16 protein-coding genes and 1 pseudogene are annotated in these 16426 nt (G+C 63.9%); 5 read left to right on the top strand and 12 right to left on the bottom strand.

Going from position 1 to position 16426, the window contains the following annotated elements:
• Positions 1 to 211: 211 nt before the first annotated feature.
• Together IVB27_RS41445 and IVB27_RS41440 are read right to left on the bottom strand one after the other, a co-directional pair.
• A complete protein-coding gene (locus IVB27_RS41445) occupies positions 212 to 1855 on the bottom strand; it encodes a S53 family peptidase (protein ID WP_247448275.1) in 1644 nt (547 codons plus the stop codon).
• 250 nt (positions 1856 to 2105) lie between these two features.
• Complete coding sequence (locus tag IVB27_RS41440) at positions 2106 to 2480, bottom strand: hypothetical protein (RefSeq protein WP_247448274.1); 375 nt, start codon at positions 2478 to 2480, stop codon at positions 2106 to 2108.
• A gap of 401 nt (positions 2481 to 2881) precedes the next feature.
• On the opposite strand from IVB27_RS41440, the gene IVB27_RS41435 reads away from it, so the two are divergent.
• Entirely contained in the window at positions 2882 to 3622 is a 741-nt protein-coding gene (locus tag IVB27_RS41435) for a sulfate transporter family protein (protein WP_247448273.1), read from the top strand.
• Between the two features lie 309 nt (positions 3623 to 3931).
• Here the strand turns inward: IVB27_RS41435 and IVB27_RS41430 are convergent.
• Together IVB27_RS41430 and nth are read right to left on the bottom strand one after the other, a co-directional pair.
• Positions 3932 to 4273 (bottom strand): annotated as a pseudogene (locus IVB27_RS41430) (HlyD family secretion protein); the annotation flags it as partial.
• A gap of 39 nt (positions 4274 to 4312) precedes the next feature.
• Positions 4313 to 5065 carry an endonuclease III gene (gene nth, locus IVB27_RS41425; protein ID WP_247448272.1) on the bottom strand — a complete coding sequence of 251 codons (753 nt, stop codon included), beginning with the start codon at positions 5063 to 5065 and terminating at the stop codon, positions 4313 to 4315.
• A gap of 22 nt (positions 5066 to 5087) precedes the next feature.
• Here nth and IVB27_RS41420 point away from each other — a divergent pair, with 22 nt between their 5' ends.
• Complete coding sequence (locus tag IVB27_RS41420) at positions 5088 to 5621, top strand: DUF2244 domain-containing protein (protein ID WP_247448271.1); 534 nt, start codon at positions 5088 to 5090, stop codon at positions 5619 to 5621.
• Positions 5622 to 5677: 56 nt separating this feature from the next.
• Positions 5678 to 6574, top strand: coding sequence for a methylated-DNA--[protein]-cysteine S-methyltransferase (locus tag IVB27_RS41415; protein ID WP_247352659.1), 897 nt, complete (start codon positions 5678 to 5680; stop codon positions 6572 to 6574).
• Between the two features lie 111 nt (positions 6575 to 6685).
• Here IVB27_RS41415 and IVB27_RS41410 read toward each other — a convergent pair whose 3' ends face one another.
• The 8 genes from IVB27_RS41410 to dnaK all read right to left on the bottom strand — a co-directional run bounded on the left by IVB27_RS41410 (position 6686) and on the right by dnaK (position 14258).
• Positions 6686 to 7309: a 2,3-bisphosphoglycerate-dependent phosphoglycerate mutase gene (locus tag IVB27_RS41410; RefSeq protein WP_247448270.1), complete on the bottom strand. Its 624-nt coding sequence runs from the start codon at positions 7307 to 7309 to the stop codon at positions 6686 to 6688.
• An 87-nt stretch (positions 7310 to 7396) separates the two neighbouring features.
• Positions 7397 to 8212, bottom strand: a complete 816-nt coding sequence (gene dapB / locus IVB27_RS41405; RefSeq protein ID WP_247448269.1) for a 4-hydroxy-tetrahydrodipicolinate reductase — start codon at positions 8210 to 8212, stop codon at positions 7397 to 7399.
• Between the two features lie 319 nt (positions 8213 to 8531).
• Positions 8532 to 8843, bottom strand: coding sequence for a DUF1330 domain-containing protein (locus tag IVB27_RS41400; protein WP_247352652.1), 312 nt, complete (start codon positions 8841 to 8843; stop codon positions 8532 to 8534).
• Between the two features lie 73 nt (positions 8844 to 8916).
• Complete coding sequence (pyrF, locus tag IVB27_RS41395; protein ID WP_247448268.1) at positions 8917 to 9630, bottom strand: orotidine-5'-phosphate decarboxylase; 714 nt, start codon at positions 9628 to 9630, stop codon at positions 8917 to 8919.
• Between the two features lie 6 nt (positions 9631 to 9636).
• Positions 9637 to 10215, bottom strand: a complete 579-nt coding sequence (locus IVB27_RS41390) for an NADPH-dependent FMN reductase (protein WP_247352649.1) — start codon at positions 10213 to 10215, stop codon at positions 9637 to 9639.
• 57 nt (positions 10216 to 10272) lie between these two features.
• Complete coding sequence (locus IVB27_RS41385) at positions 10273 to 10872, bottom strand: class I SAM-dependent methyltransferase (protein WP_007598495.1); 600 nt, start codon at positions 10870 to 10872, stop codon at positions 10273 to 10275.
• Between the two features lie 88 nt (positions 10873 to 10960).
• Positions 10961 to 12097 (bottom strand): molecular chaperone DnaJ, encoded by a 1137-nt coding sequence (gene dnaJ / locus IVB27_RS41380; RefSeq protein ID WP_247448267.1) that lies wholly within the window; start codon positions 12095 to 12097, stop codon positions 10961 to 10963.
• A gap of 259 nt (positions 12098 to 12356) precedes the next feature.
• Entirely contained in the window at positions 12357 to 14258 is a 1902-nt protein-coding gene (gene dnaK / locus IVB27_RS41375) for a molecular chaperone DnaK (RefSeq protein WP_247352644.1), read from the bottom strand.
• 394 nt (positions 14259 to 14652) lie between these two features.
• On the opposite strand from dnaK, the gene IVB27_RS41370 reads away from it, so the two are divergent.
• Both IVB27_RS41370 and pncA read left to right on the top strand, forming a co-directional pair.
• Positions 14653 to 15594, top strand: coding sequence for a hypothetical protein (locus IVB27_RS41370; protein ID WP_247448266.1), 942 nt, complete (start codon positions 14653 to 14655; stop codon positions 15592 to 15594).
• A gap of 100 nt (positions 15595 to 15694) precedes the next feature.
• Positions 15695 to 16417 carry a bifunctional nicotinamidase/pyrazinamidase gene (gene pncA / locus IVB27_RS41365; RefSeq protein ID WP_247448265.1) on the top strand — a complete coding sequence of 241 codons (723 nt, stop codon included), beginning with the start codon at positions 15695 to 15697 and terminating at the stop codon, positions 16415 to 16417.
• Positions 16418 to 16426 lie beyond the last annotated feature (9 nt).

Here is a 16426-nt window from a genome sequence, read left to right as displayed (position 1 = left end):
CACAGACAATGAGGAATTTGGCGGCGTCACCCATACCTTGACTCACAAACACATGTGGTCAGTCAAGAGAATACAAACGGCCACCTGGGCAGTTACGCGTAGCGAAGCAATCCAGGCTGCCTCTGCGGAGCGATTCTGGATTGCTTCGCTGCGCTCGCAATGACGGAAGAGAGACCCTCTCCCCGCAACAACGGGGAGAAGGAGAAAATCATCACACCGCCAGCAAATTCTGCAACGCGGCACCGTCGGGGACGCCGAGACCGCAACAGGGGTCCCAGCCCGGGCCGGCCTTGTACATGCCGTGCAGGTCGCCGGTGATATCGTTGTTGCCGGCCGTGATGTCGCGGAACACGCCTTGCGCGTGCGAGGCGTAAATCAGCGGGTTGATAAAGCCGACGGTCTTGCCGAATTTCTTTATCGTCGCCTCGTTGATGCGAGCGATCAATCCGGCCATCAGCGGCGCCACCGCGCTGGTGCCGCCGATCGTGGTGCCGACGCCGTTGAGGAAGATCTGATAGCCGGTCGCGGGATCGGCATCGCCGGCGACGTCAGGGACGCCGCGTCCGCTCCGATGCACCGGCGATTTCGGCACGTGCGCGTGGGCTTGGTATTTCGGCTGCGCGAACATGACGCTGACGCCGCCACCGCCCGCGCCGCCCTGCGGCCCGCCATTCCAGACCACCTCGTTGATGTGGCCGTTCGGCGCCTTGAGATTGGTGCCGCCGCAGGCGAGCGCGAAGGGACTCGAGGCGGGGAAGTCTGCGTGCGGCTTGCCGTCCCAATCCTGGCCCATGTCGGCCGAGCCGTTGTCGCCGGAGGCGACGCAGACGGTGACGCCCATCGCCGCGGCATCGCGGATCGCCTCGTTGAGGCCGTCGACGAATTGCTGCGAGCCCTCCTGGTCTTCCGGTCCGCCCCAGCTGATCGAGATCACCGAGGGCTTTCGCGCGGTGTCATGAACAGCGGCTTTCACCGCGTCGATGAAGCCGTTGGTGGTGTTGGGGGCGAAATAGACCACGATCTTGGCGCCCGGCGCGATCGCACCGGCGACCTCGATGTCGAGCACGACCTCGCCGTCGGCCTCGGAATGGCCGGGCTTGTTGGCGCCGCCGTCGACGCTCACGGGCGCGATCTTCGGCATCGGGATGCCCGCCTTCTTGAAGAAGGCGCGCAGGTCGGAGGTCTTGTAGCCGGCCCCCGTGGGATGACCCTTCTGATCGATGTCGTTGAGCTCGATGATGGCGATGCACTGGTCGGCGCCGGTCTCGCCGCCGGGGAAATTGTAGAGCCGGGCGATCTGCTCGACCGAGAAACTGCCTCCCTGTGCCGCCCTCGCGCTCGCGCCCTTGTTCGGCAACTTGCGCCGGAAATGCGGCTGCGCCACCGGCCGGTTGTCGAGCCCGTGCACGCCGACCACGATCCCCTCAAGCTCGGCCGGGATCTGCACGTTGCCCTTGCGCATGCGATAGGTCGCGCCGTCGTGCTTCACTTTGTTGAGCTTGACGCCGAAGGCCGCGCTCATCGCCTTCACCGTGCCGGTCAGCTTTACCGTACGAGACGCCAGATGCACGCTCTTGACGTTGAGATCGTGATGGTGCGCGAAATCGTCGATCTTGGCGACATCGGTGGGGTCGGCTCCCATCTCTGCACCGAACTCGGCACGCGAGAGATATTTTCGCTCGCGCGGCGGTTGCGCACCCAACGCCATCACCTGCTCGTCGTCCGAGCGCTTGGCACGCAGGCGGACGCTGACCTCGATTTCCTGCTTGGGATCGGCCGCACCGACGTGCTTGGCGCCCTTCGGCAACTTCCGTGCGCTGTTCTCCAACGCGACACGCTTGGTCAGGCTTGCCATGACTTCCTCCGTTTGTGATTGGAAGGCGGATTGTCGCACCTCAACTATAGGTGTAATCTCAAGGTCGGATTGGTTCAGGTATCGAGCAATATTTTTTTCAAAAGACCTCTTGTTTGTCAGGGCAGAACCTCGACAGCCTCACATCGGCGCTGAATCGGTCAGCGGTCACGACCCTTTGGCGCCAAGGAGTACGATTTAAGATTGCAGGCACCGGGTCACCGGGCTCGCGACAGAAGACGTTTGTCAAAAATCAATTGGCGGAGACAATGCGACGCTGGCTGACCGTAAATGGGTTGAGCGAAATCTTGGTTTCGATCCGATCACGACGCCGCCGCCGCGCGAGACCTTCACGATCAAACGCGTGGCGGATGCCGCGGTGAAGAAGACAGCGAACGAACATCGACGTCTGGCGCCAGATCATCACCGAAGTGCAGCCGACGCTCGTCATCACGACAAGCGCGGCCGGCGGCATCGGCAAGGAATTCGAGGTCGGCGACGTCGTCGTCTCACCGATCGTGCGTTTCGACTGCCTGTCGAAGTTCAAGAAGCAGCCCTTCGCGCAGGAGCACTTTTCCAGCAGGTCCGCCGTGACGACTTCTTCGGCTTCGACACCTCGGACGACCACTTCCATCTCCAGGGGATCGGCGACGTCTCCGACCCGCAGATCAAGGCCGAGGCACCTTGAAGCAGCAGGAGCAGGTCGCCGCCCAGATCTACAAGGGTTTTGGTCGATGGAGCACGGTCTGTAGCGGGATCACCTGCTGGGCCAGTATCGCGGCGCAGCCTTGAGCCGCTGCAGTCGGATTACGTCGTAGAAGCCCCTCATGGTGAGGAGCGCGAAGCGCGTCTCGAACCATGAAGGCCCCGCCGCTAGCTTCGGGCCTCTATCCTTCGAGACGCTTGCTACGCAAGCTCCTCAGGATGAGGGCGAGGGTTCCTATGACGCGGTCAGAGTCAGTCGGCCTCCCTTGCCGAACGAGCCTCCTGTGTCTACCTCTCGCGGGTGGTTTCGCGAGAGGTACTCCCATGCTAGATGCCGCCGTAAAGGCGCTGTCGCAAATGATGTCGCCGGCGATGCGCTCGATCCTGTGGCGGTCGATCGGCGTCGCGCTGGTGCTGATCATCGTACTCGCGATCGGCTTGCAGCGGCTGCTGAGCTGGTTTGCGACCTATGGCGAGGTCTGGCTGGAAGGCCTGCTCGGTCCGGGCTGGCACTCATCGCTCGAGGTACTGTCCTGGATCGTCTCGATCGCTGCCGGCCTCGGCGTTGTGTTCGGCGGCCTATTCCTGATGCCCGCGATCACCTCGCTGGTGGCGAGCCTGTTCGTCGACGACGTCGCCGACATCGTCGAGCGCGAGCACTATCCGGCCGAGCGGCCGGGTTCGGCGCTGCCGTTCAGCCAGGCGATCTACGAGGGCGTCAAGACCGCACTGCTGACGATCCTTGTCTATCTGATCGCGTTGCCGCTGGTGCTTTTCGCCGGCGCCGGTTTCCTGGTCTTCTTCCTCGCCGCCGCCTGGCTGCTCGGCCGCGAATATTTCGAGCTCGCCGCGATGCGCTTCCGCTCGCCGGAGGAAGCCAAGGCGATGCGGCGCGACAACGCCGCCACCATCTTCACCGCAGGCCTGTTCATCGCGGCCTTCGTCTCGATCCCGATCGTCAATCTGGCGACGCCGATCTTCGGCATGGCCTTCATGGTCCACATGCACAAGCGGCTATCAGGCCCGCGGCCCGAGCTGATCGAGCCGGCGCGGCAGATGCGGTGACGGGACGCTCCCTCTCCCGCTTGCGGGAGAGGGTCGGGGAGAGGGTGTCTCCGCAATGGGACAATCCCCCAGAGGAGAGAAGGAATGGATTTGCTCGCGGACGCGCAGCCACGTCCCCATCAGCGCCACGCCGATCTCGGCACCGCCAAGCCGCATGAGCTGGGTATAGGCGGCAAACGCTGCCGCTGATCATCACGCTGCTGTCCAATTCCGATCCGAGCCGCGCCACCTTCGAGCGCATTGCGCCGGCGACCGGCGCGCAGGTCGCGCTGCTGCCGCCGGACAACGCAACCGGTAATTCCACCAAAGTTCATAGTCGGCAGGATCGATCTGGATCAGGAGATCGCCGGCCTTGACGCGCTGGAAGTCGGTGACCCCGACCGTCAGCACTTCGCCGGAGACGCGGCTCGCAAGCCGCGTCAGCTCGGCGCGCACATAGGCGTCGTTGGTGGTCTGGACCACTGCGTTGCCGACCCATTCGTCGAAGCGCTGCGTTGCCAGCGCGACGAAGCCGAGTGCGACGATCACCGCGAACAGCGGGATCGCGAGCCGGCTCCACAGCGAGCTCGCCGGTGGTTGCGTGGGCTTGGGTGGTGGGGTCGGTGCCGCGGCGGCAGGCGATGACGGTGCGATCTGGCCTTGCTGACTCACGACTTCACCCCAACAGCCTTATGACCGCGTAATTCTCGCTCAGACCGTCTTTTCCGGCCATCGGCAGAGATCGTTGATCAGGCACACCTCGCAGCGCGGCTTGCGCGCGAGGCAAGTATAGCGACCGTGCAGGATCAGCCAATGATGGGCGTGGAGCATGAATTCGGCCGGGATCAGCTTTTCGAGACCAAGCTCAACCTCCAGCGGCGTCTTGCCGGGCGCAAGTTCCGTCCGATTACCGACGCGGAAGACATGCGTATCGACCGCCATGGTGTGCTCGCCGAAGGCCATGTTGAGCACGACGTTGGCAGTTTTCCGCCCGGCTCCCGGCAGCGACTCGATCTCGGCCCGCGTGCACGGCACCTCGCCGCCGAACTCGCTGAGCACCTTTGCCGACAGCGCGATGACGTTCCTGGCCTTGGTGCGGTAGAGACCGATGGTCTTGATGTACTCGCGCAGGCGTTCTTCGCCGAGATCGAGCATCTTCTGCGGCGTGTCGGCGATCTCGAACAATGCACGCGTTGCCTTGTTGACGCCGGCATCGGTTGCCTGCGCCGACAGCACCACTGCGACCAGCAGCGTGAACGGATTGACGTGCTCGAGCTCGCCTTTCGGCTCCGGGTTGGCTTTGCGGAAACGGCTGAAAACCTCGTGGACCTCAGCCGGCGTCCAGGGTTTTGTCGCCTTGAGCGACTTTTTTGCGGGGGCCTTTGGCTTCGCGACGACCGCTTTCGCCTTTTTCTTCGGCACGGCCGCTTTGCGCGGGGCCGGCTTGCGGGTGATTTTCGCCATGATCGGGATATACTGAGGGACGATGAGCACAGGCAACGAAATTGAGCGCGAACGATCTGAAAGCGAGGCCGAGCCTCAGATCTTTTCCGCGCGGCTGACGCCGCACCGCTCGCTGAACCGCACCGGCTTCCTTGCCGTGATGCTGTTTCTGAGCGCTGTCAGCTTCGTCACCGGCCTCGTCTTCCTGATGATGGGCGCGTGGCCGGTGTTTGGCTTCTTCGGCCTGGACGTGCTGGTGATCTGGTGGGCCTTCAAGGCCAATTTCCGCGCGGCGCGGGCCAGCGAGGAGATCGTGGTCACGCCATCTGAATTGCGCGTGCGGCGCGTCAGCCAACGCGGCCAGGTCCTCGAGTGGACGTTCAATCCGCTCTGGGTCCGGCTCGACATGGAAATCGACGAGGATTTTGGCATCGAGCATCTCTATCTGATCTCGCGAGGCCACCAGATCCAGATCGCCGGCTTTCTGGGACCGGACGAAAAGGCAAGTTTTTACAAAGGCTTGGTTGAAGCATTAAATGCCGCCAAACGCGGCCCGACCTACAATCCGGTCACCTGATTTGCGGATCGGAAATCGGGTGGTTTCGCACCCCGCGCGCTCCTACATTTGTGGTCATGATGACACTCGCGATACATGACCAACGCCTGGCCGGGCCGGGCTCCCAGAACGCCGCGATGCGCGACTATGATTCCGTGCGCCGGGCGATCGCCTTCATCTCCGAAAATTGGCGCGCACAGCCGACCATCGAGGCGATGGCGGATGCGGCCGGCGTCACGCCGGACGAGCTGCACCATTTGTTCCGCCGCTGGGCCTCGATCACGCCGAAGGCTTTTATGCAGGCGCTCACCCTCGATCATGCCAAGGGCCTGCTGCGCGATTCCGCGAGCATCCTCGACGCGGCGCTCGATTCGGGCCTGTCGGGTCCGGGCCGGCTGCACGATCTCTTCGTCACCCATGAGGCGATGTCGCCGGGCGAATGGAAGAACGGCGGCGCGGGGCTCATCTTGCGCTACGGTTTCCATCACTCGCCGTTCGGCACCGCGATCGTGATCGCGACCGACCGCGGCCTCTCCGGCCTCGCCTTCGCCGATCACGGCGAAGAGAAGGTCGCGCTCGCCGATATGACCCGGCGCTGGCGGAACGCGACCTATGTCGAGGATCACGAAGGCACCGCGCCGCTGGCGCAGCGCATCTTCGACACAAAGCTGTGGCGGCCGGATCAACCGCTGCGCGTGGTGATGATCGGCACCGATTTCGAGGTACGGGTGTGGGAGACGCTGCTGAAAATCCCGATGGGCCGCGCGGTGTCTTATTCGGACATCGCCTGCAACATCAACAGCCCGAAGGCCTCACGCGCCGTTGGTGCTGCGGTCGGCAAGAACCCCGTTTCCTTCGTCGTGCCCTGCCACCGCGCACTCGGCAAGAGCGGCACGCTCACCGGCTACCACTGGGGCATCACCCGCAAGCAGGCGATGCTGGGCTGGGAAGCCGGGCAGTTGGGGATGCAGTAGATTTCGTAGGATGGGCAAAGGCGCGCTCTTCGCGCGCTATGCCCATCCTCGTTCCGCAATCGCTGATGCACGGTGGGCACGCTACGCTTTGCTCACCCTACGGTGCCGATGCTACCCCGCCAGATCCAGCTTGGACGCCACGGTCGAATCTGCATTGAGCCGATAGATAATCGGCACACCCGTCGCGAGCTCCCGCTTCAAAATGCCTTCGGGCGAAAGCTTTTCCAACACCATGATGAGCGCGCGCAGCGAATTGCCGTGAGCGGCAACCAAAGTGCGCTTGCCGTTGAGCACACCGGGCAGAATCTCCTGCACATAGTAGGGCAGCGCACGCGCGAGGGTGTCCTTCAGGCTTTCGCCACCGGGCGGCGGCACGTCGTAGGAGCGGCGCCAGATCAGCACCTGGTCCTCGCCCCACTTCTTGCGCGCGTCGTCCTTGTTGAGGCCGGAGAGATCGCCATAGTCGCGCTCGTTCAGCGCGAGGTCCTTCGCCGTCGGCAGGCCCTTCTGGTCGAGCTCGCCGAGAATGAGATCGAGCGTGTGCTGTGCGCGCGTCAACACCGAGGTGTAGGCGACATCGAACACGAGGCCCTGCGCCTTCAGCTTGCGGCCGGCTTCGGTTGCCTCCTTCACGCCGAGTTCGCTGAGGTCGGGATCCTTCCAGCCCGTGAACAGGTTCTTCAGATTCCATTCGCTCTGGCCGTGCCGCACCAGCACGAGAAGACGTTCGCTCATTGACTGCTTTCCGTTCCGGTTATTGTTTTGAGCATGATCTTATCGGAAAAACCGCTCCGCACTTTTCCGGATCATGCACTCGTTCGTTCAGATGTCAGACAGGCCGAGCACGTCGGCCATGGAGTAGTGCCCCGGCTTCTTGCCGTGCGCCCAGAGCGCCGCCTTCAGCGCGCCGTGGGCAAACAGCATGCGATCCTCGGCGTGATGCGACAGCGTCAGACGTTCGAACGGGCCGAGGAAGCTCACGCTGTGATCGCCGGCCGCGGTGCCGCCGCGCAACGACGCAAAACCGATGTCGCCGGGCCGGCGTGCACCGGTGATGCCGTCGCGGCCCCGGTCTGCATGCTCGTCGAGCGCGACGCCGCGGCCGGCTGCAGCGGCCTGGCCCAGCATCAGCGCCGTGCCCGAGGGCGCATCGATCTTCATGCGGTGGTGGGTTTCGACGATCTCGATATCGAAGTTCTCGTCGAGCGCCTTGGCGACGCGCTTGACCACGGCGGCGAGCAGATTGACGCCCAGGCTCATATTGCCGGACTGCACCACGACGGCGCGGTTGGTGACGCTCTTGATCACGGCATTGTCGGAGCCGGAAAGACCCGTCGTGCCGACGACGTGGACGAGGCCGCGCTCGGCGGCGATTGCGACATTGGCGAGGGTCGCCGCGGGCACGGTGAAATCCAGAATGCCGTCGGCGTCCTTCGACAACGCCCAGAGGTCGCCGGAGAGTTTGATGCCGTTGGCGGGCAGGCCTGCGAGCACGCCGGCATCCTTGCCGAGCAGCTCCGAGCCCGGCGCCTCCAGCGCTCCGGCCAGCACCGCGCCTTTGCTTTCTGCAATCGCCCGCGTCAGCGCCCGGCCCATCCGGCCGCCGGCTCCAGCAACAATCAAGCGCATGTCGGACATGGTGTGATCCTCTCACGGCCGTTGTAGCGGCGGGATGCAGTTCCGGCAACCGAGGGGAGATCACGGGCGCAGGCGCGCCCCTACCTTCCCCTGGAGGGCAATTTGCTTGCGGCCATCCTTCGAGACGCCCGCCTACGGCGGCCCCTCAGGATGAGGTCGGAATACGTGGCAACAAATTCCACGGGGGCCGGTGCTGCTTAGCCTCATCCTGAGGAGACCGCAAAGCGGTCGTCTCGAAGGACGAGGCGCGCACGCAGACCGCGCCAGGACGCCATATGCGATAGCCCTTCCCGGAAGGGAGGGCGAGACGGGATCGCGCTCAACCGTCTGACGGCTGCGGGCCGTCATGGCCCTCGATGATGATGAGATCGGCTATGGAGTGCGGCTGGCGCACCTTGATGTTGGCCTGGTATTCCGGCGAGTTGTAACAGGCGATCGCGGTCTCGTAGTCCGGGAATTCAATCACGACGTTGCGGGTGCGGCTGGCGCCTTCGACGGTGGTGAACTTGCCGCCGCGAACGGCGAAGCGGCCACCCCATTTCTTGAAGATCGGACCGTTGGCGACGGCGTAGGGCTTGTAGCCCTCGTCATTGCTCACATCGACGCGTCCGATCCAGTAACCCTTTGCCATTGTTCTTCTCCCTCTGTTGATAGTCTCTGTTTGAGCATGATCTGATCGGAAAACCGCTGCACACTTTTCCGGATCATGCTCCGAGCGCCTGCGCGATCTCGGCCTGGATGGTTTCTGCGACCGCCTTGGGATCGGTGGCTTCCAGCACCGGCCGTCCGACGACGAGATAGTCCGCACCGGCCGCAATCGCGCGTCCCGGCGTCATGATGCGCTTCTGGTCGCCGGTCGCCGCGCCCGCCGGACGGATGCCGGGGGTGACGAGCCTCATCTGGTGGCCGACGATCTTGCGCAGGCTACCAACTTCCTCGGGCGACGACACCAGCCCGTCGACGCCGAGCACCTGCGCCTGATGCGCGCGCGCTTCGACCAACTCGGAGACGCCGAGCCGGAAGCCTGCCGCATGCAGATCGTCCTCGTTGTAGGAGGTCAGCACCGTGACGGCGAGGATCTTCAGGTTGGAACTGCCGCGGCCTTCGACGGCGCCCTTCATCGTCTGCGGATAGGCGTGCACGGTGAGGAAGGTCGCCCCCAGCCTGGTGATGCTTTCGACGCCCTGCGTCACGGTGTTGCCGATGTCGTGCAGCTTGAGATCGAGAAAGACCTTCTTGCCCTTGTCGGCGAGCTTGCCGACCAGCGGCAAGCCGCCGGCATAAGCGAGCCGATAACCGATCTTGTAGAAGGTGACGCTGTCGCCGAGCCGGTTGATCATCGCTTCCGCGGCATCAACGCTGGGCAGATCAAGCGCGACGATCAGGCGGTCTTTCGGGGCGATCTCGGCTGGCGTCATGTCACCTCACATCATGCGTTGGGAAAAATCGATCAACTGCCGCACCAGCTCCTTCAACGCGGCGATATCGCCCTCGTGCTTCAGCCTGTCCATATCGTCATAGGCCTGATCGGCAAAGGCGAGCGTGAGCTGGTTGGCAATCACATTGGCGTGGCAGGAGGTCAAGATCAGCCGCAGCGCCTGCAGCGCGCGCGCGGCACCGAGCCGGCTCTGCGAGGCACCGGCGAGCGCGAAGGCGCGATTGCGGAACACGTCGCCGCGCGCCTCATGCAATTCATGCACGCGGCTGACCCAGTCGATCGCGTTCTTCAGCAGCGGCGGCACCGAGGCATTGTATTCGGGCGAGACGATCAGCACGCCATGATGCGCGCCGATCATGCGCTTGAGATTGATCGCGTGCCTGGGCAAACCGGACTTGGCCTGAAGATCGCCGTCATAGATCGGCAACGGAAAATCGGCGAGCGAGATGCGCGTGATCTCGACACCGGCCTGGACGAATTCATAGGCGGCGACCGCCGCCAGCTTCGCATTGTGCGAGCCGGTGCGCAGCGAGCCGGGAATGATCAGGATTTTGGGTGCGGACATCCGCTTCCATGCGTTCGGCGAAACGAGCCCGCCACGCAAAGAGGAATGCCGGCGGAATTAGTCCTTGCGATACACCCAGACGCGGGCCGGCGGAAGGTTCATCCAGATCCGCTCCGAGGCCTCTGTGGACACGCCGGGCAGCGATTTCGGAATCGGCGGCACCACCGCATAGGTGAACTGCACGAAGGGCGCACCGGGCGCCAGCGCCGTGAAGGCATCGCGGATAAGCCGCAGCCGCGTCAGCATCGGTTTTGTGACCAGCGGCAGGCCCGACACCACCGCGGAGGCCGGCGCACTCAAGACGTTCCAGAGCGTGTCACGGAGGCGATAGGCATCGCCCTGCACCACCTTGGCCTGCGGATAGCGGTCGCGCAGCAGGGCGCAGAAGCCGGGATTGTATTCGACCAGAACGAGACGCTTTTGATCGACGCCGCGCTCGACCAAGGCCGAGGTGATGGCACCCGTGCCGGGTCCGAGCTCGACCACCGGCGCGTCCGAATTGACGTCGACGTAATGGGCCATGGTCCGGGCCAGCAGCTTGCCCGACGGCATCACCGCGCCCATGTGGAGGGGCTTTTCAATCCATGACCGGAGAAAACGCACCTCGTCATCGAGACGGGGCTTCTTCAACGCACGCGCGGACGATGGCAATGGCATGTCGGGACCGGACGGGACCGCGTGACCGCGGCGTGTCAGAAAATGGTCACAAAGAGGTATAGGCCGAAGGCGGTACGGTCAAGCCGGGTCAATTCGCCCGATTACCGAAGAAGTCCTTGACCTTGGTGAAGAAGCCCTCGGATTCCGGTTGGGTGTTGCCGGAGGAAAGCTTTTCGAATTCGGCCAGCAATTCCTGCTGCTTCTTGGTGAGATTTTGCGGAGTCTCGACCACGACCTGAACATACATGTCGCCCATCTGGCGCGAGCGCAGCACCGGCATGCCTTTTGATGCAATGCGGAATCGGCGGCTGGACTGGGTGCCGGCGGGGACCTTCACCTTGGTCTTGCCTTTCTCGATGGTCGGCACCTCGAATTCGCCGCCAAGCGCGGCCGTCACCATCGAGATCGGCACACGACAATGCAGATCGGCGCCGTCGCGCTGGAAGAACTGGTGCTGGGACAGCGACAGGAAGATGTAGAGGTCGCCGGGCGGGCCGCCGCGGACCCCGGCCTCGCCCTCGCCGGCGAGCCTGATCCTGGTGCCGTCCTCGACGCCCGGAGGAATGTTGACCGACAGATTCCGCTCGCGGGTGACGCGCCCCTGACCCGAGCAGGACGGGCAGGCGTCCTCGATCATCTGGCCGCGGCCCTGGCAGCCCGGACAGGTCCGCTCCAGCGTGAAGAAGCCCTGCGACTGTCGTACGCGTCCGGCGCCGCCGCAGGTCGAGCAGGTCTTCGGCTTGGTGCCGGCCTTGGCGCCGATGCCCGAACAGGCCTCGCAGGTGACCGAGACCGGGATCTCGATCTGCGCGGTCTTGCCACCAAAAGCTTCCTCGAGCGTGATTTCCATGTTGTAGCGCAGGTCGGCGCCGCGCTCGCGGCCGCCGCGGCCACCGCCGCGCTGTCCGGCCATGCCGAACAAATCTTCGAAAATGTCGGAGAAGGAGGAGGCGAAGCCCGCGCCGAAACCGGCGCCGCCGCCGCCGCCCTGCTCGAAGGCGGCATGACCGTAACGGTCATAGGCTGCGCGCTTGTCCTTATCTTTCAGGACCTCGTAGGCCTCGTTGATTTCCTTGAACTTGACTTCGCTGGTGTTGTCCCCGGGATTGCGGTCGGGGTGAAACTTCATCGCCAGCTTGCGGAACGACGATTTCAGGACGGAATCGTCGGCACCGCGTTCGACTTCGAGGGTTTCGTAGTAGCAGCGCTTGGTGGACGTGGACATGATGAGCTCGGTCTATCCAATCGCGATTCAAATCGGAGCGAAACGACGTCGCCACGCGACGATATAAGCGCTCCTCCGCCTTATGGCAGAGGCCAGCATGGCGGCATTCAGCATAGCGGCTGGGAATTGATCGATCGTGACGGGGCCGATTTTAACAGAGTCTTGGCCCGCCCGGCCCGGCACGATGGCCTCCCCGCGAGGGAGGAGGCCGTTGGCGCGTGTGGGGTCCAAGTCGTCCGCATCATCACCCTCGCGGGGTTCAGGCGGACTTCTTGTTGTTCTTGTCGTCGTCGACTTCGGTGAATTCCGCGTCGACGACGTCGTCCTTGGCCGCATCCTTCTTGGCGTCGGCCTCGGCCTGCTGCGTGTAAATGGCCTCGCCGAGCTTCATCGAAGCCTGGGCCAGCGTTTGGGTCTTGGCCTTGATCGCTTCGGCATCGTCGCCCTTCAGCGCTTCCTTGAGGTCGCTGACGGCATCCTCGATGGAACGGCGCTCGGTCTCTGCGATCTTCGAACCGTGCTCGGCCAGCGCCTTCTCGGTCGAATGCACCAGTCCGTCCGCATCGTTCTTGGCCATGACCGCCTCGCGGCGCTTCTTGTCGGCCTCGGCATTGGCCTCGGCGTCCTTGACCATCTTCTCGATGTCGGCTTCCGACAGACCGCCGGAAGCCTGGATGCGAATCTGCTGCTCCTTGGAAGTCGCCTTGTCCTTGGCCGACACGTTGACGATGCCGTTGGCGTCGATGTCGAAGGTCACTTCGATCTGCGGCATGCCGCGCGGGGCCGGCGGAATGCCCATCAGGTCGAACTGGCCGAGCATCTTGTTGTCGGCCGCCATTTCACGCTCGCCCTGGAAGACGCGGATCGTAACCGCGTTCTGGCTGTCCTCGGCGGTCGAGAACACCTGGCTCTTCTTGGTCGGGATCGTGGTGTTGCGGTCGATGATGCGGGTGAACACGCCGCCCAGCGTCTCGATGCCCAGCGACAGCGGGGTCACGTCGAGCAGCAGCACGTCCTTGACGTCGCCCTGAAGCACGCCGGCCTGGATCGCGGCGCCGATCGCCACGACTTCGTCCGGGTTGACGCCCTTGTGCGGCTCCTTGCCGAACAGCTGCTTCACGACTTCCTGGACCTTCGGCATGCGCGACATGCCACCGACCAGCACCACTTCGCCGATCTCGGCGGCGGTGAGGCCGGCATCCTTCAGCGCCTTGCGGCAGGGCTCGACGGTCTTCTGGACGAGGTCGTCAACCAGCGCTTCGAACTTGGCGCGGGTGAGCCTCATCGTCAGATGCTTCGGGCCGGTCTGGTCCGCGGTGATGAAGGGCAGGTTGATCTCGGTCTGCGTCGTCGACGACAGCTCGATCTTGGCCTTTTCAGCGGCTTCCTTCAGGCGCTGCAACGCGAGCTTGTCGTTGCGCAGGTTGATGCCCTGCTCCTTCTGGAACTCGTCAGCGAGATAGCCGACCAGGCGCATGTCGAAGTCTTCGCCGCCGAGGAAGGTGTCGCCGTTGGTCGACTTCACCTCGAACACGCCGTCGCCGATTTCGAGAATCGAGACGTCGAACGTGCCGCCGCCGAGGTCGTACACGGCGATCGTACCGGCCTTGGTCTTGTCCAGACCATAAGCGAGCGCAGCCGCGGTCGGCTCGTTGATGATGCGCAGCACTTCAAGGCCCGCGATCTTGCCGGCGTCCTTGGTCGCCTGGCGCTGGGCGTCGTTGAAGTAGGCGGGGACGGTGATGACGGCCTGGTCGACCTTCTGGCCGAGATGAGCTTCCGCGGTCTCCTTCATCTTCTGCAAGATGAAGGCAGAGACCTGCGAGGGCGAGTAGGTCTGGCCGTCGGCCTCGACCCAGGCGTCGCCGTTGGAAGCCTTCACGATCTTGTACGGAACGAGCTTCTTGTCCTTCTCGACCATCGGGTCGTCGTAGCGGCGGCCGATCAGGCGCTTCACTGCGAAGAAGGTGCGCTCGGGATTGGTGACGGCCTGGCGCTTGGCAGGCTGGCCGACGAGGCGCTCACCGTCGTCGGTCACGGCGACGATCGAAGGCGTCGTGCGCATGCCTTCGGAATTCTCGATGACTTTGGCGTTCTTGCCATCCATTACGGCGACGCACGAATTCGTGGTACCGAGGTCGATCCCGATGACCTTTCCCATGGTCCTGATATCCTTGTTTTTGCGGCAGGCTGGCTGGGCCCAGAAGGCACCCGAACCGAAACCCCCTAAGATCAAACATTCGCGATATTGCGATGGTTGACGCTCATATAGGAGGGGGGGAGGGGCCCGCAAGGAGAGAACGCAAGTTTCGACCGTGAAAACATCGCGTTTTGAAGCATCATATCCGGGCTGAACCGCCCTTGCGGGTGAGGAATTATTAACAGGTTCAGATATCAGCCAGCCCCCGCCACCATGATCCGCGCGCCCTGTTACCGGCGAGGCAAACCCGCTAAAAGGCGGGCGCCGGAGAGCCGCCATCGAGGCTGCGCCGCGCGACAAAGCGGCTCGGTGGCCGACCATCGAACGGCCTCAATGTGAACCAATCAGAGTGCCCATGAAGCTGACCCGCCCCCTCGCTGCGCTCGCCCTCCTCGTCGCCTCCGCACTTCCGGCTCTGGCTGCCGACGCCGTTTTCCCGCCTGGCTTGCGCCTCGGCATGGTGCCGTTGGTCGGCCTCAGCACGGCCAAGACGTTTCCGGGCTTCCAGAGCGAGGACGGCAACGTCAAGGTGCTGATCACCGAGCTGCCGCCGGCGGCTTATGGCGAGGTCGTGAGCGCCTTCAATTCCAATCCGGCCGGAACCAACGGCGTCAAGCAGGACAAGATCGAGACGCCTGCGGGCCTGGCCTATTTCACCACCGAGAGCGGCAAGGCCGGCGAAACCCCCGTGAGGCGCTATTCGATGATCGTGCCGGGCGCCGGCTTCTCCGGCTATGTCGCGGTGCAGATTCCGGAGAATGCGATCAAGATCTACACCGACGAGGCGGTGCGGCAGATGTTTGCGAGCGTCGCCACCCGCAAGCAGGTCTCGGCCGACGAGCAGCTCGCGCTGATGCCGTTCAAGATCACCGATCTCGCCGAATTCAAGGACGTCCGCACGCTGGCGCCGGGCTCGAGCATCATCCTGGCCGACGGCGACGAGGGCACAGGCTATGAATCGAAGCCGTTCATGATCCTCGGCGTGATCGGCGCCACCCCGCAGCAGGCCGACGACCGCGCCCGCTTCGCCCAGGAGGCGGCGCTGCAGATTCCTGGCGTGCGCGAGTCGCGCGTCACCATGTCCGAGCCGCTTCGCATCAACGGCCAGCAGGGTTTCGAGACCCGGATCGACGGTATCAGCGGCAAGGACAAGACGGCGGTGACCGTGGTGCAGTGGATCCGCTTCAGCAGCGGTGGCGCTTCGCTGCGCATCATCGCCAGCGCCCCGCGCGACCAGTGGCCGGCCGCCTTCACCCGCTTCCGCGCGGTACGCGACGGCATCCAGCCGAAAGGCTGAAAGGCCCATGCGCTGACCACATCCGGCTGCATTTTCGGGCTTCTGTTCGTACACGAGCGGAACTAGGCTCTCCCCCGTTCAATCTGGAGGGAGGCGGACCATGCTGGATCGGCGACACATCTTGACGGCGCTTGCAACGACGGCGCTCGCGACCCTCGTGCCAAGCGCGCTCTTAGCAGCGGCATCGATCAAGCCGGACGATGCATCCGCGCTGCTCGTGATCGACGTGCAGAACTGCTTCCTGCCCGGCGGCAGCCTCGCCGTAAAGGAAGGCGAGCAGGTGGTGCCGGTCATCAACAAGATGGCCAAAGCGTTTTCGAACGTGGTGATGACACAGGACTGGCACACGCAAGGCCATGTTTCGTTTGCGTCGGCACACTCCGGCAAGAAGCCGTTCGAGACTGTCGATCTTCCCTACGGCAAGCAGGTGCTGTGGCCGGACCATTGCGTGCAGGGCACCGACGGCGCCGCGCTGTCGAAGGACCTTGCGATCCCGCACGCCGAACTCATCATCCGCAAGGGTTTTCACAAGGACGTCGACAGCTATTCGGCCTTCCTCGAAGCCGACGGCAAGACCTCGACCGGCCTTGCCGGCTATCTGAAGGCGCGCAAGATCAAACGCGTCTTCGTCGCGGGGCTGGCGACGGATTTCTGCGTCGCCTGGACCGCGCTCGACGCCCGCAAGGCGGGCTTCGAGGTCTATGTGGTGGAAGACGCCTGCCGCGGCATCGACAATCAGGGTTCGCTCGCAAAAGCCTGGGCCGACATGACCAAGGCCGGTGTGAAGCGGATTCAGTCTGCGGATATCACGGCGAGCGCTTAGGCGACGCCA

It is taken from the genome of Bradyrhizobium sp. 197 (assembly GCF_023073375.1).
Classification (GTDB): Bacteria; Pseudomonadota; Alphaproteobacteria; order Rhizobiales; family Xanthobacteraceae; genus Bradyrhizobium.
This window is presented reverse-complemented; position numbering and strand designations above follow the sequence as displayed.